This window comes from Thermithiobacillus plumbiphilus, assembly GCF_038070005.1.
Lineage (GTDB): Bacteria > Pseudomonadota > Gammaproteobacteria > Acidithiobacillales > Thermithiobacillaceae > JBBPCO01.
The window spans coordinates 198,865-219,281 of sequence record NZ_JBBPCO010000003.1 but is presented as its reverse complement, the minus strand read 5'-3'; the positions used below and the strand labels follow the sequence as shown (position 1 = coordinate 219,281).

18 protein-coding genes are annotated in these 20,417 nt (G+C 64.0%); 11 read left to right on the top strand and 7 right to left on the bottom strand.

The features are described 5' to 3' along the window. Positions 1-4: 4 nt before the first annotated feature. The 3 genes from WOB96_RS04940 to WOB96_RS04930 all read right to left on the bottom strand — a co-directional run bounded on the left by WOB96_RS04940 (position 5) and on the right by WOB96_RS04930 (position 2,486). A complete protein-coding gene (locus WOB96_RS04940) occupies positions 5-766 on the bottom strand; it encodes a hypothetical protein (protein WP_341370171.1) in 762 nt (253 codons plus the stop codon). A gap of 4 nt (positions 767-770) precedes the next feature. Further along, complete coding sequence (locus tag WOB96_RS04935; RefSeq protein ID WP_341370170.1) at positions 771-1,106, bottom strand: hypothetical protein; 336 nt, start codon at positions 1,104-1,106, stop codon at positions 771-773. 165 nt (positions 1,107-1,271) lie between these two features. Continuing rightward, positions 1,272-2,486 (bottom strand): zinc-dependent alcohol dehydrogenase, encoded by a 1,215-nt coding sequence (locus WOB96_RS04930; protein ID WP_341370169.1) that lies wholly within the window; start codon positions 2,484-2,486, stop codon positions 1,272-1,274. A 59-nt stretch (positions 2,487-2,545) separates the two neighbouring features. Between WOB96_RS04930 and WOB96_RS04925 the strand changes: the two genes are divergently transcribed. Beyond that, entirely contained in the window at positions 2,546-2,839 is a 294-nt protein-coding gene (locus tag WOB96_RS04925; protein ID WP_341370168.1) for a hypothetical protein, read from the top strand. Positions 2,840-2,888: 49 nt separating this feature from the next. On the opposite strand, the gene WOB96_RS04920 is transcribed toward WOB96_RS04925, so the two are convergent. From WOB96_RS04920 to WOB96_RS04905, 4 genes are all read right to left on the bottom strand, one after another. Further along, positions 2,889-5,987 (bottom strand): efflux RND transporter permease subunit, encoded by a 3,099-nt coding sequence (locus WOB96_RS04920; protein ID WP_341370167.1) that lies wholly within the window; start codon positions 5,985-5,987, stop codon positions 2,889-2,891. Then, positions 5,984-7,177, bottom strand: coding sequence for an efflux RND transporter periplasmic adaptor subunit (locus WOB96_RS04915; RefSeq protein WP_341370166.1), 1,194 nt, complete (start codon positions 7,175-7,177; stop codon positions 5,984-5,986). The genes WOB96_RS04920 and WOB96_RS04915 overlap by 4 nt, the downstream gene beginning before the upstream one ends. Further along, positions 7,174-8,589, bottom strand: a complete 1,416-nt coding sequence (locus tag WOB96_RS04910) for a TolC family protein (protein ID WP_341370165.1) — start codon at positions 8,587-8,589, stop codon at positions 7,174-7,176. Before WOB96_RS04910 ends, WOB96_RS04915 begins: the two co-directional genes overlap by 4 nt. Positions 8,590-8,712: 123 nt before the next feature. Beyond that, positions 8,713-9,201: a Spy/CpxP family protein refolding chaperone gene (locus WOB96_RS04905; protein ID WP_341370164.1), complete on the bottom strand. Its 489-nt coding sequence runs from the start codon at positions 9,199-9,201 to the stop codon at positions 8,713-8,715. Positions 9,202-9,358: 157 nt separating this feature from the next. Between WOB96_RS04905 and ompR the strand changes: the two genes are divergently transcribed. From ompR to WOB96_RS04855, 10 genes are all read left to right on the top strand, one after another. Further along, the gene (gene ompR / locus WOB96_RS04900; RefSeq protein WP_341370163.1) at positions 9,359-10,075 is read left to right on the top strand and encodes an osmolarity response regulator transcription factor OmpR; all 717 of its coding nucleotides are present in this window, start codon (positions 9,359-9,361) and stop codon (positions 10,073-10,075) included. Beyond that, a complete protein-coding gene (locus tag WOB96_RS04895; protein WP_341370162.1) occupies positions 10,072-11,415 on the top strand; it encodes an ATP-binding protein in 1,344 nt (447 codons plus the stop codon). Before ompR ends, WOB96_RS04895 begins: the two co-directional genes overlap by 4 nt. A gap of 121 nt (positions 11,416-11,536) precedes the next feature. Then, positions 11,537-11,989: a DUF4383 domain-containing protein gene (locus WOB96_RS04890; protein WP_341370161.1), complete on the top strand. Its 453-nt coding sequence runs from the start codon at positions 11,537-11,539 to the stop codon at positions 11,987-11,989. A 42-nt stretch (positions 11,990-12,031) separates the two neighbouring features. Further along, the gene (locus tag WOB96_RS04885) at positions 12,032-12,370 is read left to right on the top strand and encodes a winged helix-turn-helix domain-containing protein (RefSeq protein ID WP_341370160.1); all 339 of its coding nucleotides are present in this window, start codon (positions 12,032-12,034) and stop codon (positions 12,368-12,370) included. 107 nt (positions 12,371-12,477) lie between these two features. Next, positions 12,478-13,221, top strand: coding sequence for a molybdate ABC transporter substrate-binding protein (gene modA / locus WOB96_RS04880; protein WP_341370159.1), 744 nt, complete (start codon positions 12,478-12,480; stop codon positions 13,219-13,221). Beyond that, positions 13,222-13,896: a molybdate ABC transporter permease subunit gene (modB, locus tag WOB96_RS04875; protein ID WP_341370158.1), complete on the top strand. Its 675-nt coding sequence runs from the start codon at positions 13,222-13,224 to the stop codon at positions 13,894-13,896. Further along, positions 13,893-14,912, top strand: coding sequence for an ABC transporter ATP-binding protein (locus WOB96_RS04870; protein WP_341370157.1), 1,020 nt, complete (start codon positions 13,893-13,895; stop codon positions 14,910-14,912). Before modB ends, WOB96_RS04870 begins: the two co-directional genes overlap by 4 nt. 597 nt (positions 14,913-15,509) lie before the next feature. Further along, positions 15,510-16,766 (top strand): YeaH/YhbH family protein, encoded by a 1,257-nt coding sequence (locus tag WOB96_RS04865; RefSeq protein ID WP_341370156.1) that lies wholly within the window; start codon positions 15,510-15,512, stop codon positions 16,764-16,766. After that, positions 16,763-18,259: a SpoVR family protein gene (locus tag WOB96_RS04860; RefSeq protein ID WP_341370155.1), complete on the top strand. Its 1,497-nt coding sequence runs from the start codon at positions 16,763-16,765 to the stop codon at positions 18,257-18,259. The genes WOB96_RS04865 and WOB96_RS04860 overlap by 4 nt, the downstream gene beginning before the upstream one ends. Positions 18,260-18,347: 88 nt before the next feature. Continuing rightward, on the top strand, positions 18,348-20,267 hold the full coding sequence (locus WOB96_RS04855; protein WP_341370154.1) for a PrkA family serine protein kinase: 1,920 nt from the start codon (positions 18,348-18,350) through the stop codon (positions 20,265-20,267). Positions 20,268-20,417: the final 150 nt, after the last annotated feature.

Sequence of the window (20,417 nt, the reverse complement as noted above, 5' to 3'; positions counted from 1 at the left end):
CTCCTTATTCCGTGGCGGGGAAGAGCGCGCGTTCCACCAGCGCGGCACGTAGCCGCTCGAGATCCAGGGCAACGAGGGCAAGGTGCAGGAAAACCGCCATCGGCTGCTGAATATGATGGTGAAATGCCAGGGAAAGTTGCGCTTCCATTGTCTCCCGCAAATGCCAGCCGTCGGCGTCCGCCTTGTCCGCCATGGCGGCCAGGTGATTCTCGATCGCATCCGCCAGCGCATCGAGCCGCGCGCCAAGCGCCTTGGGCGCGGGTGGCCAGAGCCTTCGCCAGTGCTGGCGCCAGCCGGCCAGCAAGGGGATATCCGCCCGCCAGGCATTGGCCAGGGGTGCCAGACCGGATTGCTGGAGCTGCATCAGGCGAGCGCCCGGCTCCGTTTGCGCGTAGGGTTTCAGGGCCGGGTCGTCCGCCATCCAGGGATAAGCGTTGTTCCCGGAGAGGAGATGCTGCAAGGCCGGCAGCAGGGGCAAATGCTGCACCCAGCATACGGCTGGCCGCCAGTCCCGCGGCTGCCAGGAAGCCGTCATGGCGACATGGCGCCGGAATGCCTGGCGCAGGGCCGCTTCCAACTGGTGCACGGTGAATCCAGCTTCAAGCGCCAGGACCCAGGGGCGCAGTGTCGTCTCCCGGGCCTCCCGCAGGAGGGCGGCGAGATCGTGGGTGGCACTCAGGCGACGCCAGGTGTCGGTATCCGGCCGCATTCCCTGGCGCGCCTGCAAGCGGGCCTGGGTGTAGGCAAAGGCCGAGATCCGGTCCATTGTGTTAGCCCGACTCGGCTGGCGCGGTGTCGCTGCTCAGGGTTGCGGCCAGGCGTTCCACCGCCACCGTGATGCCTTCCAGCTCGGCGTCCGGGATCTGCGGCGCACCGGCATCCGCGTTGTCATGCAGCAGCATCTCCACCTGTAATGCGCTCGATTGCGCGCAGCAGGCGCGGATCCTGTCGATTCTGGCATCCGCCTTGTGAGTGATTTGCTGCGCCCGCGCCCGCGCGGTCTCCAGGCGCTGCCGGGCTTCCTGCCGGCACCGCTCAAGCTCCTCCTGCGCCTTCCGCTCGGCGAGCAGGACGGCGTTTATCGCCTCGTCCAGCGATGCTGGCATCGGTGTTTCGTCGGGCAAGGTGAAACCCCCTGACGGTGAACTGCGGCCTTGATGTGTGCTGGGGCATATGACCCTCATGCCAATGATAGGCCGGTTGGCAAGGGGGCTCTATCAGATCAAGGTTTGGGCTGGCCCAGCAAGGCACGCCAGTTCCTGGGGGGCATTTCAATGCACGGGCTGCAGCTCCACCTTGATCCAGCCTGGCTGACGGGTATCGAAGGCCCGATAGGCATCGATGGCATTGCTCAAGGGTTCCTGCTCGGTCAGGATCTTCCCGGGATCGATCACGCCGGTAGCCACCAGCTCCATCAGATGCGGCAGATATTTACGGTGGTTGCAGTTGCCCATCTTGATGGTGAGATTCTTGTTCATGGCCTTGCCCAGCTCGAAAAAGCGGTGCGCCGGCGGATAGACGCCGATGACCGACAGTGTGCCAGCCTTGGCGACGGATTCCACCGCCCAGTCCAGCGCCTGCGAGGGCGCATCACCCGGATGCCAGTTGTCGCCATCGGGCCGGCTTTGCTCAATGATGGCCTCGCGCTCGGTCGCGAACTGCTGCTCCATCTTCGCCGCCTTTTGCGCTGCTGGACCCCGGTGCGGATGATTGGCGTCCACGCCAACGGCATCTATCACCCGATCCGGGCCGATGCCGCCGGTCAGCTCGCGCAGCACTTCCACAGGATCCTCCTCATCGTAGTTGATCACTTCCGCCCCCTGCATGCGCGCCATGTCCAGCCGCGAGGGAATGACGTCGATGGCAAAGATCCGACCGGCCCCCATCAGCTTCGCGCTGGCAATGACAAATTGCCCGACCGGACCACAGCCGAACACCGCCACCGTGTCGCCCGGCTCGATCTCCGCCATTTCCGCGCCGAAGTAGCCGGTGGGAAAGATGTCCGAGAGCATGATGGCCTGCTCGTCACTGACATTGTCCGGAATCCGCACCGGCCCGACATTGGCATAGGGCACGCGCGCGAATTCCGCCTGCAGACCCTGGAAGGGCCCACTGTCCCTGGGCCCACCGAAAAAGGCCGTGCCGGCCAGCTTGCCCTGTGGATTGGCGTGATCACACTGGGCGTAATAACCGTCCCGGCAGTAGGAACAGTAGCCGCAGCCAATCGTGGAGGGTATGACCACCCGGTCGCCGCGCCGCAGATTGCGCACGCCCTTGGCCATTTCCTCGATCACGCCCACGCCCTCATGGCCGAGGATCGTGCCGGGTTCGATGCCGCTGAAGGTGCCCCGGATGAAGTGCAGGTCCGTGCCACAGATCGCGCTTGCCGTGAGCCGTATGATGGCATCGTTGGGGTCCTGTAAAGTCGGTTCGGGGACGTTGTCGAGCCGGATGTCGCCGGTACCGTGGAAAACCACAGCTTTCATGATGACCTCCTGTAGAAGCGGGCCAAGCCGAGCGCCAGCCCTACAGGGTTTAACCGTGGATGGCGAACGAAGTTCGCCGGACTGAGACGGAAGGCGGAGGGGGCTGGATTGGCCTGCGTGGCACGACGGAGCAGGATTTTAAGGGTTCAGGGAAGCGGCTGGTTTCGGCAATACGCCCAAATGCGCTTCATGTGGCGCCTGTCCGCGCACGGATCTCCTCTTGGGGCATGATACCGATCACTAGGCTGGGCCTTGAACACCAGACGAAGCCGGATCACTCCAGCCGTAAGCAGGCTGAGAAAATCGGCAAACGCTTGCCCGAGGAAAAAGCCGCGTTGATGAATGAGACCTGATCTGACTCAGGGCTGATTGCTAGCTTTTGCAGCAATCACGCCCGTTCCCTCAGGATTCCGCCGGCGCCGCCTCCGCCCGCCCCTGGCGCCGCCTCACCCAGCGCAGGCCGTTTTCCAGGCTCACGTAAAAGGCCGGGGTGATGTAGAGCGTCAGCAACTGCGAGAAGATCAGCCCGCCCACCACGGCGATGCCCAGCGGCCGGCGCGCCTCGGCCCCGGCCCCAAAGCCGAGCGCGATGGGCAGGGTGGCGAGGATGGCGGCGAAGGTGGTCATCATGATGGGCCGGAAGCGGATCACGCTGGCCTCGACGATGGCTTCGGCCGGCGGCAGCTTGCGTTCGCGCTGCAACTCCAGGGCGAAGTCCACCATGATGATGCCGTTTTTCTTGACCAGGCCCACCAGCAGGATGATGCCGACGAAGCTGAAGATGTTGAGCTCCTGATGGAATAAAAGCAGCATCAGCAGTGCGCCGAAGGCGGCCAAGGGCAGGGCGGTGAGGATGGTCAGCGGGTGGCCGAAGTGCTCGTAGAGGATGGCGAGCACCAGATAGATCACCAGCACGGTGATGAGCAGCAGCACGGGCAGATCCTGCATGGACTGCTGGAAGCTCTGGGCACTGCCGGTGAACTGGCCGGAGACATTGGCCGGCAGGGTCTGGGCGGCCAGGCTCTGGATGCGCTGGGTGACATCGCCAAGTGCCACGCCAGGGGCGAGATTGAAGGAGAGCGTCACCGAGGGCAGCTGGCCGAAGTGCGCGATGGACAGAGGCCCGGCGCCGAGGTTGAGCTTGACCACGCTGCCCAGCGGCACCATGGCATCGTTCGTTCCCTTGAGATAGATGCCTTCCAGGGCGCTCAGGTCCTGCTGATAGCGTGGATCGACGCTGACCAGCACCGAATACTCATCGGTGGGGCCGTAGATGGAACTGACCCGCCGTTCACCAAAGGCGCTGTTGAGCGTGCTTTCGATCTGCGCCGGGGTGATGCCGAACGCGGCGGCGCGGTCGCGCAGGATCTCGACGTTGATCTGCGGATTGCGCAGTTCCAGGTCGGTATTGACGTCCTGCACGCCGGGGATGCTGCGCAGGCGCTCCTCCAGCGCGCTTGCCGCCTGTTGCAGGGTGGGCAGTTCCGCGCCCTGCAGCACGTACTGGTAGTTGCTGTTGGACTGCATGCCACCGATGTTGATGGCCGGCGGGTTCTGCAGAAATACCTGCACACCCTGCACCTTGCGGGTCTCGCGCCGCAGTTGCTGGATGACCTCGTCGGCGCTCAGTTCGCGCTGATCGGCGGGTTTGAGGCGGATGATGAGTCGGCCGATATTGCCGCCGGTGACGCCGCCGCCACCTTGGCCGGCACTCGACATCACCGCCTGCACGTTCGGGTTTTTCTGCACGATGCCCGCGATCTGCTGCTGTTTGGCGACCATGTCTTCAAAGGCAATGCCCTCGGCGTAGCGGGTGCCGCCCTGAATGAGCCCGGTATCCTGGGTCGGGATGAAGCCCTTTTGCACCACGCCGAACAGCGCCGCGCTCAAGAGCAGCACGCCGCCGGCCACGGTGAGCATCAGGCCGCGGTGGTTCATGGCCCAGACGAGGCTGCGGCGATAGCCCTCGGCACTGCGCTCGAAGCCGCGTTCCAGAAAGCGGGTCAGGGGGTTCTGGCTCTCGCGCAGGCTGAGAAAGCGCGAGGCGAGCATGGGGGTGAGGGTCAGGGACACCGCGCCCGACACCAGCACGGCCACACCGATGGTGACCGCGAACTCGTGAAACAGGCGACCGAGAATGCCGCCCATGAAGACGATCGGGATGAACACGGCAGCCAGCGAGATCGTCATCGAGATCACGGTGAAACCGATCTCGCGCGCGCCTTCCAGCGCCGCTTCCCAGCGGGTCCGGCCCATCTCCATGTGGCGCACGATGTTTTCCAGCACCACGATGGCGTCGTCCACCACGAAGCCTACCGCCAGGGTCAGGGCCATCAGGCTGAGATTGTTGAGACTGTAGCCGAGCAGGTCCATGACGATGAAGGTGCCGAAGATCGAGGCGGGCAGGGCCAGCATGGCAATGATCCCGGCCGAGAGATTGCGCAGGAAGGCAAACAGCACCAGGGCGACGAGAAACACCGCGAGGATCAGGGTGAATTCAACCTCGTGAATGGAGGCCTGGATGAACTCGGAGCGGTCATTGAGGATGGTGAGCCGCGCGCCGCCCGGCAACTGCTGCTCGATCTCGGGCAGGATCTCGCGGATGTGATCGACGACCTCGACCGTGTTCGCCCCCGGCTGGCGCTGGATGGCCAGCACGATGGCGCGATCGCCATTGAGCCAGGTGCGGGCCTTGTCGTTCTCGACGCTGTCGAAGGTATGCCCCAGCTCATCGAGGCGCACCGGGGCGCTGCCGGTGTAGGCCACGATCATGTCGTTGAAGGCCTTGGCGTCTTCGAGCTGGCCATCGACCTCGATGTTATAGGTGCGGCTTTCGCCGCGCAGGGTGCCCGAGGGCTGGTGGGTATTGCCCTGGCCAATGGCGGTGACGACCTGATCGAGTCCGAGCTGGTGGTTGGCCAGCGCGCGCGGGTTGAGATAGACGCGCACGGCATACTTCTGGGCACCGAAGACCAGCACCTGCGCCACGCCGGGCAGGGTGGAGATGCGCTGGGCGATGCGCGTGTCGGCGTACTGGTCGAGCTCCTGCATCGGCAGATAGGGCGAAGTCAGGCCGATGTAGAGGATGGGCGCGTCGGCCGGGTTGACCTTGCGCAGGGTCGGCAGGTCGGTCATCTCGTCGGGCAAGCGCCGGGCCGCCTGGGCGATGGCGGTCTGCACGTCCTGGGCGGCGGCGTCGATATCGCGTTCGAGGCTGAACTGGATGGTGATGCGGGTCGAGCCGCTGCTGCTCACCGAGTTCATCGAGTCGATACCGGCGATGGTGCTGAACTGGCGCTCCAGCGGCGTCGCCACGGCGGTGGCCATGGTATCGGGGCTGGCGCCCGGCAGGCTGGCGTTGACCGTGATGGTGGGGAAGTCCACGTTGGGCAGGTCGTTGACCGGCAGGCCGCTGAAGCTGAACCAGCCGAAGATCAGCAGTGCCAGGGTCAGGACCGTGGTGCTGACCGGACGATGAATGAAGAGGCTGGAGATGCTCATGGCCGCGCCTCTGGCCGCTGGGTTGCATTGGGTCTGGCGCCATCCCCGCCGCCGGCGCCCTGGACGCGGATTGATTGTCCAGGCGCGAGGTTGCGCGGGATCTGGGTGATCACCTGCTCGCCGGGACGCAGGCCCTTGGCGATGACGACCAGCTCACCAATCTGGCGGTCCAGGGTCACCGGTCGCATCTGGGTCTTGCCCTGGGCGGCGACAAAGACATAGCTGCCATCCTGGCCAGTGCGCAGGGCCACGGTCGGGATCACCAGGGCCTCGGGCTGCACGCGCAGGATCATCCGCACCGCCACGAACTGGCCCGGCCAGAGGGTTTGATTCTGGTTGGGCATCTCCGCCTTCATCAGCACCGTGCCGTTCGCGGCGTTGACGGTATTGTCGATGAAGACCAGCGGACCCTCTTCCAGCAGCTTGCCCGTATCCTGGCTCAGTGCCTGCACGCGCACGCTGCCCTGGGCCTGCGCCGCACGCACGCTGTCAAGCTGTTCCTGGGGCAGGTTGAAGGCCACGCGTACCGGCGTGATCTGATTGATGACCACCAGCGGCGTGGTGTCATTGGCACCGACCAGGTTGCCCGCGCGCACCGCGAGATTACCGGCCACGCCACTGATCGGCGCATGGATGCGGCTGTAACCAAGCTGGATTTCGGCCTGGCGCAACTGGGCACGATCGGCCGCCACCGTGGCGGCCAGGGCGCTGGCATTGGCCTGGGCCTGCTCGTACTCCTGGCGGGTGATGTATTCGCGGCTGGCCAGTGGTTGCAGGCGCCGGGCCTGGGCCTGGGCCTCGCGCAACTGCGCCTGATCGCGCTGCAGTGCGGCACGTGCCTGGGCCACGGCCGCCTCGAACAGCGCGGGATCGATGCGAAACAGCAACTGGCCTTCACGCACGGTCTGGCCCTCGGTGAAGTTCACCGACGCCAGCGTGCCGCTCACCTGCGGCCGGATCTCGACCCGATGACCGGCCTCCACGCTGCCGATGGCGTCCAGCGTGACCGGCATGGGGCGGGTCACGGCCTGGGTCACCTGTACCGGCATCGGCCCGCTCATGGCGCCGCCACCGCGGCGGGATTGCGGTCCCTCCCGAGCCGGGGCATCGGGCTTGGTTGCCCACCAGATGCCAAATCCCAGCGCGCCGAGCAGGGACAGAACAAGCAGCGTGATCAATATTTTTTTCATGGATGGGGAGTTTCCGGGGCTTGAATGGTACCGGCGGCATGGGCGAGCGCGGCAAGCGCCGTGTACCAGTTGAGCCGGTTCTGGATGAACTGCGCCTCGGCATTGGCCTGCGCACCCTGGGTGCTCAGCACCTCCAGGATGCTGCCGACGCCGGCGCGATAGCGGGCACGGGCGACCTCGGCGGCCAGGCGTGCGCTGCGCAGCAGTTCCTGGCTGGCGGCGATCGTGTCGCGCGCGGTCTGCTGCTGGTTGTAGCTCTGCCAGATCTCCAGTGCCGCCTGCTGCACCAGGTCATCGCGCTGCGCCGCCGCCTGCGCGGCATTGGCCTGGGACTGACGCACGGCGTAGCGGGTGTTGAAGCCGGTAAAGATCGGAATCTGCAGGCTCAGGCCATAACTGTAAGTGGGAAAGGAGCCGCGTTCCTCGATGGTGCTGCGTGCGGCATTGGCGTTCAGGCTGATGGTCGGCCGGCCCTGGGCGCGGGCGATGCGGGTCTCGGCCTGGGCAGCGCGCACGCGGGCCTCGGCCGCCACCAGATCCGGACGCCGGGCCCGGGCCTGATCGAGCAGACGCTCCAATTCGCTGGCCGCCAGGCCTGGCGGGTCCTGATCCGGCCAGGAGGCAATCGCCAGCGCCGTGTTCACCGGCAGGCCAACGGCGCGGGCGAGCTGTCCGCGGGCATCCAGCAACTGGTTCTGGACCGCTTGCAAGTTGATCCGGCTTTGCGCTCTGGCACTCTCGGCCTGATACACATCGCCCACCGTGGCCACCCCTGAGCGGCGGCGCAACTGCGCGGCCTCGAGATTTTGTTCCGCTTCTTCCAGCAGTTGGCGGTTGGCGGTCTCCAGGGCCTGGAAACCAAGCAGCAGGTAATAATTTTGCTCCACCTGCAGGATCAGGTCCTGAATGTTGCGGTTATAGGCGAGATTGCTGGCCAGCAGGGTGTATTGTGCCGCCTCGCGCCTGCCGGCACGCGCGCCGAAATCCCATAAAAGATAGGAAAGGCTCACCGCCGGGCCATAGCGGGTCAGCAATGGCACCGGATTGCCGGCGGTCGAGGCCGCCTTGCTCTGGGTGTAGTTGAACTGGCCGTTGATCTGCGGCAGATAGGCCGCGCGCGCGAGCCCGACCCCGGCCGCCGCACTGCGTGCCTGCAGCCAGGCGGCACGAGTGGCGGGGTTGTTCTGCAGTGCCAGATCCGTGAGCTGCGCCAGGGTGAGCGGCTGCGCCGGTAGGGCTGCAGGTGCCGGCGATGCGGGTACTGTTGGCAAGGGCTGATCGGGCTGCCAGGGCTTGCCCGGTGACGGCGCGGTCAGCGCATCGGTATGCCAGGGATCTTCCAAGCCATCCGGCAGATGCAGATCAAGCGCCTGCGCGGCCGGGCTGAAACCGCTGGCGACCGTCAGCAGCATTCCAGCCAGCAAATGTTTGCGGCACGAGATTATTGAATGGGGATTCATCCGGTACTCAATGTTGTTGCGCCGGCATGAACTGGCCGGCGCATTGTACTTATGCCATTCTAACTCAACTGACCATCAATTGGCGGGCGGCACCGGTGCCTGATGCTTGTGCGCCTTGCGCTTGTCATCCCAGCGCGCCATACGTTCCTGCATGAGCTGCTTGACCACACCCTTCTGCTGCGGGCTCATGCCGGCATAGAGGGCGAGCGCGTCGTTCTGGATGGCCTGCATGCCCTGATGACGCTTGTTGAACATCTGTTCACGCAACTGCGCCAGATGCGCAAGGTCCGGCGCGGGTTTGGCCATCTCGGCCTGCATGGCCTGACGGAACTGCTGGCCTTCCTGACGCATGCCCTGGCGCAGCTCCTTCATGCGCGCGCGAATGCCCTCCAGTTGCTGGGCCTGTCCGGAAGTCAGTTGCAGTTTCGCCTGCGCCTCGGGGCTGAAGATGCCGCCCATGATACCCATGCCGCCGTGCGCTCCGCCATGCCCCTGTGCCTGGGCAATGCCCAGCAGGCTCATGGAAAGTACGGCGGCGCCCAGAAATGTCTTTGCAATGTTCATGAATGCTCCTTGGTTTGTCTGACTGCCTGGTCAGTCTAGGCCGGGCGTGTTAACGGGGTATGTCAGTCGGGGGGGCAGTTTGTAACGGCATGTTTCAAACACCCTGCCTGCAACATGCTGAAACACGGGCCCGCGCCTCGGAGGGTATGATGAGCGCATGGAAATGACCCAGACCCGAATTCTTGTAGTGGATGATGACCAGCGCCTGCGCGCCCTGCTGGAGCGCTATCTCTCCGAGCAGGGTTTCACGGTGACGCTGGCCGCTGATGGTATTGCCATGGACCGCCTGCTCGCGCGCGAACCCTTTGATCTGATCGTCCTTGATCTCATGCTGCCCGGCGAGGATGGCCTGGCCATCTGCCGGCGCCTGCGTGGCGCGGGGGAGGGGCCGCCCATTCTCATGCTCACCGCCCGCGGCGATGAAGTGGATCGCATCGTGGGTCTTGAAATCGGCGCCGATGACTACCTGCCCAAGCCCTTCAATCCGCGTGAGCTGGTGGCGCGCATCCGTGCCATCCTGCGCCGCCAGGCACCCCGCGTACCTGGTGCGCCGCAGGCCGGCGAGATCCGCTTCGGCGACTTTCGTCTCGATCTCTCGCAACGCGTGCTCTGGCGGAATGATGAGCGCATTGCCCTGACGCAGGGCGAGTTTGCACTCCTGGCTGCGCTGGCCGGCCACCCGCGTCAGCCCATGTCGCGCGAGAAGCTGCTGAAGCTGGCGCGCGGGCGTGATTTCGAGGTCTTCGACCGCAGCATCGACGTGCAGGTCTCGCGGCTGCGCCGCCTGATCGAGGCCGATCCCGCCCAGCCCCGCTATATACAGACCGTGCGCAATCTCGGCTATGTCTTCGTACCCGACGAGGATGCATCGTGACCCTGCTCCCCCGTACCCTGCTGGGCCGCACCGCCTGGGTGATTGCCGCCATCCTGATCGTGAGCCAGCTCGTCTATGCCGAGTTGTTCCGGCTCTATTACAATGACCTGCGCGCCCAGCATACCGCGAACCTGCTGCTGTCCAGCCTGAGCAGCATCGAGCTGGCCCTGGATAACCTGCCGCCGACCGCGCGCCAGCACTATCTGCAGCAATTGGCCGCGCGTGAGGGCCTGCGCCTGGCTGCTGAACCGCCGCGCCCGGTTGCCCGCCCTTCGCCCTTTCTGAGCAGCGTCCAGGACGAACTCCGCACCCGCTTCTCGCAAGCCATGCGGATCTCCCGCGCGGCCGGCCAAACCGTGGTCTGGGTGCGACTCGATCCCACGCCGGCAACGCCCTGGGTGGGTTTGCCTCTGCGCCGCGCCGAGCGGCCCTTCCCCTGGCCACGCATTGGCTGGCTGTTTCTGGTGACGCTCTTGTCCGGGCTTGGGGCCTGGTGGCTGGTGCGGCGCATCAATCAGCCCCTGCAGTCCCTGGCCCTGGCGGCCGGGCGAGTGGGGCGCGGCGAGTTGCCCCCGCGCCTGGACGAAAATGGCCCGCGGGAACTGCAGATGGTGAGCCGTGCCTTCAATCGCATGGCGCAGGACGTGGCCGCCCTGGAACGCGACCGCAAGCTGCTGCTGGCCGGCGTTTCCCACGACCTGCGCACGCCGCTGGCGCGGCTGCGCCTCGCCATCGAGATGCAGCAGGCCGACGCCGAACTGCAACGCGGCATGATCGAGGATGTCGAGGAAATGGACGCCATCCTCGGCCAGTTCCTGGCCTTTTTGCGTGAGGACATCGACGAAAGCGCCAGCCTCGGTGACCTGAACGCGCTGGTGCGGGACGCCGTGCAGCGCTTCCAGCGTCAGGGCGCGGAGATCAGCCTGGATCTCGGGGAGCTGTCGCCACTGTGCTTCCGGCCCCTGGCCATGCAGCGGCTGCTCGGCAATCTGCTGGCCAATGCCCAGCGTCACGGTGGCGGAAAAATCACGGTACAGACGCGCCAGCAGCATGGCGCCGTGGAACTTTGTGTGCTGGATCGCGGACCCGGCATTCCGGCGGATCGGCGCGAGGATCTCATGCAGCCCTTCACGCGTCTGGATGCCGCGCGCAGCGGCAGCGGCGCTGGCCTGGGGCTGGCCATCGTCGGGCGCATTGCCACTGCGCATCAGGCCCGATTCGAGCTGCGCGACCGCCCCGGTGGTGGTCTGGAGGCGCGGCTGATCCTGCCGGCAAGGAACTGTCGAGACAAGGTCAGCCAGACAGCATCCGATGAATCCCGCATGTCGCCTGCGCTGTGAAAGCCTGTTCGACCGGACACTCCCCAAAGGTCCATGGGCCCATGGACCTTTGGTACTTCTCCTTGAAAGTCAGGTTGTTATGCTCGCTGACGGGCACTGACCAATTCCAAGGAGACCTGAAATGCGAACGATGACGGATGTGCATACGGTTCAAAAGGCAGCGTTTTACTTCGGTGTGGCCAACTTGGCAGTCGGTATTGCCGGATTCATCGGACCATTTGTCACTGGCAACGATGACGGTATCATCAACATCAGCCCGGGATACCTGTTTGGAATTCTGGGCATCAACTGGCTGCACGCGGCAACGCACATTCTCTTTGGTGTGGCCGGCATGGCAGTCCGGGCCAGGTATGACTCCTCTGTCGCCTACATGTGGGTGGTGGCCGTGGTCTTCGCGGCGATGGCGGCCATGGGCTTCATGCAGTTTGGCATGCAGCCGGGACTCTATTCCGTCATGGGCATGACCGTGGACCGCAACGGTAACGTGGTCCATACTGTTCTGGCCCTGATTGGCCTGTACTTTGCCCTGCGCCCGCATGCCGGTGAGACGCGCCACCGCGCAGCCACCTATTGAACGGAGACGAGTATTTCACAGGCGGAAAAAGATCAGCCGCGGTTGCGAATCCTGCTGGGCGAGGCCATAGCCATGGGCCCGGGCAAGGCCGAACTGCTGGAACATATTCGTGATACGGGGTCGATCTCGGCAGCGGCGCGGCGCATGAAGATGAGTTATCGCCGCGCCTGGCTGCTGGTCGAGGCCATGAATCAGTGCTTCAGGCAGCCGCTGGTGGAATCCAGCAAGGGCGGGGTGCATGGTGGCGGCGCGCAGTTGACCTCTTTTGGCGAGGAGGCTCTGGCCCGCTATCGCGCCATGGAGGCCGAGGCCTATCAGGCCGTGGCCGCCCGGATGGATGAGTTCAGGATGCTCCTGAGTGGACAGGCGCCGGAGGATTGACATGGCCTTGGGGCCGTGTTTTTATTTGCGTACCGTTATGTACGGTCATATATATCGGTTCGGGGGGTAATTTGCGTCGCCATTTCATTCAATTCTGGCTGTCTCTGATGGCCTGTCTCAGCCTGGCTTTGCCGGTCCAGGCCGCGGAGCAGCTCACCGTGGCGGCGGCTTCGGACCTGCAGTTCGTGCTCGCGGAGCTGAACCAGGCCTTCACGCGCGCGCATCCCGGTGTCAACATCAAGGTCAGCACCGGCTCGTCGGGTAACTTCTTCGCCCAGATCAGCCAGGGCGCGCCCTTTGACCTGTTCCTGTCGGCCGATGTGAAATACCCCAAGTCCTTGGTGGACAAGGGCCAGGCCCTGCCCGACAGCCTCATGCCCTATGCCGTGGGCCGGCTGGCGCTCTGGACCATGAATCCACGCCTCGATCCCGCTCAGGGCTTGAGCATGCTGCGCAATCCCGCCGTCAGGCGCATCGCCATCGCCAATCCGGCCCATGCCCCCTATGGCCGTGCGGCCCGCGAGGCTTTGAGCGAGGCCGGCCTGCTGCCCGCCCTGCAAGGCAAACTGGTGATGGGCGAGAACATCTCCCAGACCGCCCAGTTCGTGCAAAGCGGCAATGCCGATGCCGGCATCGTGGCGCTGTCGCTGTTGCGCTCGCCCAAACTGCAGGGGCAGGGACGCTACTGGCTGATCCCGGCCGATAGTTACACGCCCCTGGAGCAGGCCGCGGTCATCACCCGGTACGGCGCCAAAAACCCTGTGGCGCGCGAATACATGGCCTTTCTGAAGAGTCCGGCGGCGCGTCAGGTCTTTATCCGCAATGGCTTCCTGCTACCCGGAGAGCACTAGTTGCCCGACTTTGCCTCCCCACTCTGGACCGCGCTGGCCCTGACCCTCAGGCTGGCAGCGGTAAGCACCTTCCTGCTCCTGCTGATCGGGCTGCCCGTGGCCCATGCCCTGGCCTTCCGGCGGGGAGCCTTGGCGCGCTTCATTGAGGCCCTGATTGCGCTGCCTATCGTCCTGCCGCCCACCGTGCTTGGCTTCTATCTACTGTTGGCCCTGAGCCCGGAAAGCCCGCTGGGCGCGGCCTGGCAGGCCCTGTTTGGTTTTACCCTGCCGTTTTCGTTTGCGGGCCTGGTGCTCGGTTCGGTGATCTACAGTTTTCCCTTTGCGGTGCAGCCCTTTCTGGCGGGTTTTCGCGGAGTGGACCGCCGCCTGCTGGAAGCCGCGGCCACGCTCGGCGATGGTCCGCTGCGCCGCTTCTTCCGGGTACTCCTGCCGCTCAGCCTGCCCGGCATTGGCGTGGGCGTGGTGCTGGCCTTCGCCCATACCCTGGGTGAGTTTGGCGTGGTGCTGATGATTGGCGGCAACATCCCCGGCCTGACGCAGGTGGCGTCGATTGCCCTCTATGACGAGGTGCAGCAGCTCAACTATGCCGCCGCGCACCAGTACGCGCTCCTGCTGCTGGGGATTTCCTTTTTCATCCTCTTGCTGATGACCGGACTGCAGGGCCGCCGGCGATGAGTGGCCTCTCGGCTCGCTTGAAGTTCTCGCGCTCGGGTTTCGGTCTGGATCTTGATCTTGAACTGCCGGAACGAGGCGTGACCGCCCTGCTCGGGCCCTCGGGGGGCGGCAAGAGTACCCTGCTGCGCCTGCTCGCCGGGCTGGAGCGACCGCAGGCGGGATTCATCCGCTGCCTGGGCGAGGCCTGGTTCGATGCCGGCCAGCAGATCTGGCTGCCCGCCGAGGGCCGGCGCGTTGGCATGCTGTTTCAGGACTATGCCCTGTTTCCGCATCTGAACGCCCTTGAAAACGTCGCCTTTGGTCTGCGCGGTCGGGACCGCCTCGTTCGTGCCCGCGACTGGCTGGCGCGCCTGCACTTGGCGGATTTCGCCAGGCGTCACCCACAGGAACTGTCAGGCGGTCAGCGTCAACGCGTGGCCCTGGCCCGGGCCCTGGCCCGCGAACCCAGGCTGTTGCTGCTGGATGAGCCGCTGTCAGCCATCGATGCCCATCTGCGCCGGCGTCTGCAGGAGTATCTGCGCGAGGACCTCGCCACGCTGGGCATTCCCGTGCTGCTGGTGACCCATGATCTGGCCGAGGCGCGGGTGCTCGGGGATCAACTGGGCATCCTGGCCGATGGTCGCCTGCGCCAGTTCGGCAGTCCCGCCGAGGTCTTCGCACAACCGACCGACCGCGCCTGCGCGGAGATCCTTGGCTGGCAGAATTTCCTGCCGGTCGCCAATTGGCAAGGGTGCAGGGCCTCAGGGGACTGGGGGCGGCTCCAGGTTGCTGAGGCACAGGCCGGCAGGGGGCAGTGGCTAGGCATCCGGCCCGAATCCATCCGCGTGGCCTCTGGGCCCGGATCAAATCATCTGTCGGCGCAACTCTTGCACAGCACCGATTTCGGGGATCACTTCGAGACGCTCTGGCAGATCGGATCGCTGCGCCTGCTCGCGCGCCAGCCGACCCGCATATCGCATGCCCACACCTGGCTGGCCCTGCCAGAACAAGCCCTGCTGGTATTCAGCGAAGACTGAGACGCTCAGACATCAGAACCCTGCTCCAGGGTGAGTGGAAGGTGGCGCCCTGGCCCATGCCGCTCTGCCCGCCATTGCACCACGATGGTGCGGATGTCCTGAAACGGACAGTGGCAGGTTCTTGTCTGGCCCGCAAGTCCGGCATCTGCTGTCGTCGAGCCCTGGCACGAAGAATGCTAGAACCTTGAAGAAAGCCGGTTTTCATATACGGTTTTGAGGGAACCCGGGCACTGATTTTGGACTCTGATATTAGTCGGACCTGCAATGCTTGCTATCCGGAGGCAATGGTTCTAGCTTTAAAACTGCAGGCGCTCATCCGGCAGGGAGGCCAGGCGGTCCGGTCTGATAGTAGTGCTGCTCAGCCCAAGGGGCCAACCGGAGAGCCCTTTTTCTTCCACGTTTTCGGGTAGCGTTTCTACCCATCGGTTGCTCTTTCATTCTGGATCGCTGACTGACGGCAGGCTCTAGTCCCGCTGTCTTTAAAAAACAAGTCAAAACCAGCGCCTTTTCCGTTTTTCTTGGTCTTCCGCCAGCCAGGTCGTGCTTCACCATCAACCAGTGTCAGCCACCTGGCGAGCGGGCGACGGAAGGCAACATATGAAAAAAGTGATTATCGACAGGCGACAGAACGGGGCCGGCAAGAGTGTCGACAACCGTCGCCGCTTCATCCAGCGCTACCGCGAGGCCATCAGCCGCGCCATGGTGGACCTGGTGGATAAGAAGTCCATCAAGGACATGGGCGAGGGCGGCAATGTCCGCATCCCGCGCAAGCTGCTGGAAGAACCGAGCTTCCGAAATGCCCGCGGCGGCCTGCACGAGAACGTGCTGCCGGGCAACAAGAAGTTCCAGACGGGTGACCGCTTGCCCCGGCCGCCAGCTGGGGAGGGCGAGGGGCGCGGGCAGGCCTCGGATGATACCGGCGGCGAGGACGATTTCGTCTTCGAACTCAATCGCGAGGAGTTCCTGCATTTCCTGTTTGACGGGCTGGTGCTGCCGGATCTGGTGAAAAAGCAGCAGGCCAGCATCGAGGAGTGGAAACCGAAACGCGCCGGCTGGGCCACGTCCGGCGTGCCGTCGCAGATGGACATCGTGCGTACCCTGCGCCAGTCCCTGGGCCGCAACATCGCCCTGACCAGCCGCGAGCGGCGCCAGCTCTCCGAACTGCAACGCAATCTGGAGGCCGGGCAGGAGGCTGGTGACAGCGCCGAAACCATCAAGGGCATCGAGGCCGAGATGCAGTCCCTGCGCGACCGCATCAATCGTGTGCCCTTCCTCGATCCGGTGGATCTGCGCTATCACAACCGCGTGAGCGTGCCGGTGCCGAGCACCCGCGCCGTGGTGTTCAACATCATGGACGTGTCCGGGTCCATGGGGCAGCAGGAAAAGGACATGGCCAAGCGCTTCTTCGCCCTGCTCTATCTTTTCCTGCAGCGGCGCTATGAAAGGATCGAGGTGGTCTTCATCCGCCACCACGCCATCGCCCAGGAAGTGGACGAAAACGAGTTCTTCTACGGCACCTCCAGCGGCGGCACCATGGTCTCCAGCGCCCTGCAGCTCACCCGCGGCATCCTCAACGAACGCTATGGCAGCGACTGGAACGTCTATGTCTGCCAGGCCACCGATGGCGACAACTTCATCCAGGACAATGGCACCGCCGTGCGCCTGCTGCGCGAGCTGCTGCCCGCCGTGCAGTACTACGCCTATATAGAGATCGGCGACAAGGCCGTCTCGGACCTCTGGCTGCCCTATGCCCAGGTGGCGGGGGATCATCGGCAACTGCAGATGCGCCGGGTGCGCGAGGTGGCGGACATCTATCCCGTGTTCCGCGAGCTGTTCACGCCGGAGGCCGCATGAAGTATCCCTTCGAAACCGGTGACTGGACCTTCGAGCAGCTCGATCTCGCCGTCAGCGTCATCGGAGAGATTGCCGAGGAATATGGCCTCGATACCTATCCCAACCAGCTCGAAGTCATCAGCGCCGAACAGATGATCGACGCCTACACCTCCATCGGCCTGCCCATCCACTATGGGCACTGGAGCTATGGCAAGGAGTTCATCCGCACCCTGCAGTCCTACCGCCGTGGCGAGATGGGGCTGGCCTATGAGATGGTCATCAACTCCAATCCCTGCATCAGCTACCTGATGGAAGAGAACACCATGGTGCTGCAGACCCTGGTGATCGCCCATGCCGCCTTCGGCCACAACGCCTTTTTCAAGAACAATTATCTGTTCAGGATGTGGACCGATGCCGATGGCATCATCGACTACCTGGTCTTCGCGCGCGACTACATCCGCCGCTGCGAGGAGCGCCACGGCGAGAAGCGGGTGGAGTTCCTGCTCGATGCCTGCCATGCCCTGGCGCCCTATGGCGTGGACCGCTACCAGAAACCCAAGCCCCTGTCCGCCGAGGACGAGGAGCGCCGCGCCATGGAACGTCTGGAGTTCGAGCGCGAGAGCTATGATGAGGTCTGGCGCACCGTGCCCATCGCCATGACGCCTTCGACCAGGCAGCCGATGGATACGCCCGAGGAGAATCTGCTCTATTTCTTCGAGAAAAAGGGCATGAAGCTGCGGCCCTGGGAGAAGGAGATCATCCGCATCGTGCGCAAGCTCCAGCAATACTTCTACCCCCAGGCCCAGACCAAGGTCAGCAACGAGGGCTACGCGAGCTTCTGGCACTACACCCTGGTCAATGCCCTCTATGATCGCGGGCATGTCAGCGAAAAATTCATGCTGGAATTCATGAAGCACCACTCCAACGTGGTCTTCCAGCCCGATTACGACGACCCGCGCTACAGCGGCCTCAACCCCTACAAGCTCGGCTTCTCGATCTACAGCGATATCCGCCGCATCTGCGAGCAGCCCACCGAAGAGGATGCCCACTGGTTCCCGGAGCTGGTCGGCAAGCCCTGGACCGAGGCGGTGCATGAGGCCATGCGCGACTACCGCGACGACAGTTTCATCGCCCAGTTCCTGAGCCCCAAGGTCATTCGCGACCTCAAGCTCTTCATCGCCGTGGATGATGACCGCGATGACAGCGTCGAGATCGGCGCCATCCACGACGAGCGCGGCTACCGCCAGGTACGCGAATCCCTGAGCCGTCTTTACGAGCGCAACAATTTCGTGCCTGACATCCAGATCATTGGTGCCAACTGGGACAGCGACCGCGTGCTGACCTTGCGTCACACCCGGTACCAGCGCCGCCCCCTCGACGAGCGCCAGGCCCAGGATACCCTCCAATACGTGGCCGACCTCTGGGGCTTTCCCGTGGTGCTGGAAAGTGAGGAGGAGGGGCAGGTCATCGAGATGCTCAGCGCCGAACCTGACAGGTCGCTGGACCGGGATTAGGGATGCAAAAGGGGATGAAGCAGTTCGAGGCCCGGCGGGGGGCCGGGTCCCCAGGAATCGCCAAGGCGGCAACAGACGGAGACATCACATGGAAGCATTATTGAGCAGCATCAAACGCAAATTCTCCGAACCGGAAGAGTCCTATACCATCCAGGAATTCCTGGAAATCTGCCGCGAGGACCCGACCGCCTACATCACGCCGGCCGAGCGCATGCTGCTGGCGATTGGCGAGCCGGAACTGGTGGATACCAAGGACGACCCACGCCTGAGCCGCATCTTCTCCAACAAGGTCGTCAAGATGTATCCCAAGTTCCGCGAGTTCTACGGCATGGAAAGCGCTGTCGAGCAGATCGTCGGCTTCTTCAAGCATGCCGCCCAGGGCCTGGAGGAACGCAAGCAGATCCTCTATCTGCTGGGTCCGGTCGGCGGCGGCAAGAGCTCGCTGGCCGAGAAGCTCAAACACCTGATGGAGACCGTGCCCTTCTATGCCATCAAGGGCTCGCCGGTCTTCGACAACCCGCTTTCGCTCTTCGACCCCGAGGGAGATGCCGAATCCATTGAGCAGGAATACGGCATCCCGCGCCGCTATCTGCGCGGCATCATGAGTCCCTGGCTGATCAAGCGGCTCAAGGAGACCAAGGGCGACATTTCCAAGCTGCGGGTGGTCAAGCTCTACCCGAGCATCCATCACCAGATCGCCATCGCCAAGACCGAGCCCGGCGACGACAACAATCAGGACATCTCGGCCCTGGTCGGCAAGGTGGACATCCGCAAGCTCGCCGACTATTCCCAGGACGATCCCGACGCCTACAGCTTCTCCGGCGCGCTGTGCCGGGGCAACCGCGGCATCATGGAATTCGTCGAGATGTTCAAGGCGCCCCTGAAGGTCCTGCATCCGCTGCTCACCGCCACCCAGGAAGGCAACTACAACGGCACCGAGGCCATCAGCGGCATTCCCTTCGAGGGCATCATCCTGGCCCACTCCAACGAAAGCGAGTGGCTGCAGTTTCGCAACAACAAGGCCAACGAGGCCTTCCTCGACCGCGTTTACACCATCAAGGTGCCCTACTGCCTGCGGGTGGACGAGGAGGTCAGGATTTACGAGAAGATGCTCACCCAGTCCTCGCTGGCGGTCTCGCCCTGCGCGCCGGGCACCCTGCGCATGCTCGCCGAGTTCTCGGTGATGACGCGTCTGGTCAAACCCGAGAACAGCTCCCTTTATTCCAAGATGCGCGTCTATAACGGCGAGAACATCAAGGAGACCGACCCGCGCGCCAAGTCCGCGGCCGAGTACCGCGAGCAGGCCGGCGTCGCCGAGGGCATGAGTGGCATCAGCACCCGCTTTGCCTTCAAGGTGCTGTCCAAGGTCTTCAACTATGATGCCACCGAGGTCGCGGCCAATCCCATCCACCTCATGCTCATCCTGGAGCAGGAGATCGTTCGCGAGCAGTTCAGCGAGGAGGTGCAGAACCGCTACCTTGAAATCCTCAAGGAACTGCAGCAGCGCTATGTGGATTTCATTGGCCACGAGATCCAGACCGCCTACCTCGAAAGCTATTCCGACTACGGCCAGAATCTCTTCGATCGCTATGTGCTCTACGCCGACTACTGGATGCAGGACAACGAGTTCCGTGATCCCGACACCGGCCAGGTCTACGATCGCGCCGCCCTGAATGCCGAGCTCGAAAAGATCGAGAAACCCGCGGGTATCGCCAATCCCAAGGATTTCCGCAACGAGATCGTCAACTTCAGCCTGCGCTACCGGGCCAACCACGGCGGCAAGAACCCGCGCTGGGATGCCTACGAAAAGATCAAGACAGTGCTCGAAAAACGCATGTTCGCCAATACCGAGGAGATCCTGCCCGTCATCAGCTTCACCAGCAAGGGCAGCCAGGAGGAGCAGAAAAAGCACGATGCCTTCGTCGAGCGCATGCTCGATCGGGGTTATACGCCGCGCCAGGTACACCTGGTGGTGGACTGGTTCATGCGCGTGCGCAAGAGCTCCTGAAACAGTTTCACTGGCGCTTGGCCGGCCCGTTTGGGCCGGTTTTTTTATCCCTTCCATGTCACTGGCGAGTCTTTCCCGAATAGCCCTGTCCTGATCGCCCGTACTTGACACTCGGCGACCTTGCCACTCATTCTGCCAGCCTGCATTCCC

Excerpts from the sequence above, each read along its gene's own strand:
- WOB96_RS04940 (WP_341370171.1), bottom strand. The coding sequence starts at position 766 with ATGGACCGGATCTCGGCCTTTGCCTACACCCAGGCCCGCTTGCAGGCG.
- WOB96_RS04935 (WP_341370170.1), bottom strand. The coding sequence starts at position 1,106 with ATGCCAGCATCGCTGGACGAGGCGATAAACGCCGTCCTGCTCGCCGAG.
- WOB96_RS04930 (WP_341370169.1), bottom strand. The coding sequence starts at position 2,486 with ATGAAAGCTGTGGTTTTCCACGGTACCGGCGACATCCGGCTCGACAAC.
- WOB96_RS04925 (WP_341370168.1), top strand. The coding sequence starts at position 2,546 with ATGGCGAACGAAGTTCGCCGGACTGAGACGGAAGGCGGAGGGGGCTGG.
- WOB96_RS04920 (WP_341370167.1), bottom strand. The coding sequence starts at position 5,987 with ATGAGCATCTCCAGCCTCTTCATTCATCGTCCGGTCAGCACCACGGTC.
- WOB96_RS04915 (WP_341370166.1), bottom strand. The coding sequence starts at position 7,177 with ATGAAAAAAATATTGATCACGCTGCTTGTTCTGTCCCTGCTCGGCGCG.
- WOB96_RS04910 (WP_341370165.1), bottom strand. The coding sequence starts at position 8,589 with ATGCTGCTGACGGTCGCCAGCGGTTTCAGCCCGGCCGCGCAGGCGCTT.
- WOB96_RS04905 (WP_341370164.1), bottom strand. The coding sequence starts at position 9,201 with ATGAACATTGCAAAGACATTTCTGGGCGCCGCCGTACTTTCCATGAGC.
- ompR (WP_341370163.1), top strand. The coding sequence starts at position 9,359 with ATGGAAATGACCCAGACCCGAATTCTTGTAGTGGATGATGACCAGCGC.
- WOB96_RS04890 (WP_341370161.1), top strand. The coding sequence starts at position 11,537 with ATGCGAACGATGACGGATGTGCATACGGTTCAAAAGGCAGCGTTTTAC.
- modA (WP_341370159.1), top strand. The coding sequence starts at position 12,478 with ATGGCCTGTCTCAGCCTGGCTTTGCCGGTCCAGGCCGCGGAGCAGCTC.
- WOB96_RS04870 (WP_341370157.1), top strand. The coding sequence starts at position 13,893 with ATGAGTGGCCTCTCGGCTCGCTTGAAGTTCTCGCGCTCGGGTTTCGGT.
- WOB96_RS04865 (WP_341370156.1), top strand. The coding sequence starts at position 15,510 with ATGAAAAAAGTGATTATCGACAGGCGACAGAACGGGGCCGGCAAGAGT.
- WOB96_RS04860 (WP_341370155.1), top strand. The coding sequence starts at position 16,763 with ATGAAGTATCCCTTCGAAACCGGTGACTGGACCTTCGAGCAGCTCGAT.
- WOB96_RS04855 (WP_341370154.1), top strand. The coding sequence starts at position 18,348 with ATGGAAGCATTATTGAGCAGCATCAAACGCAAATTCTCCGAACCGGAA.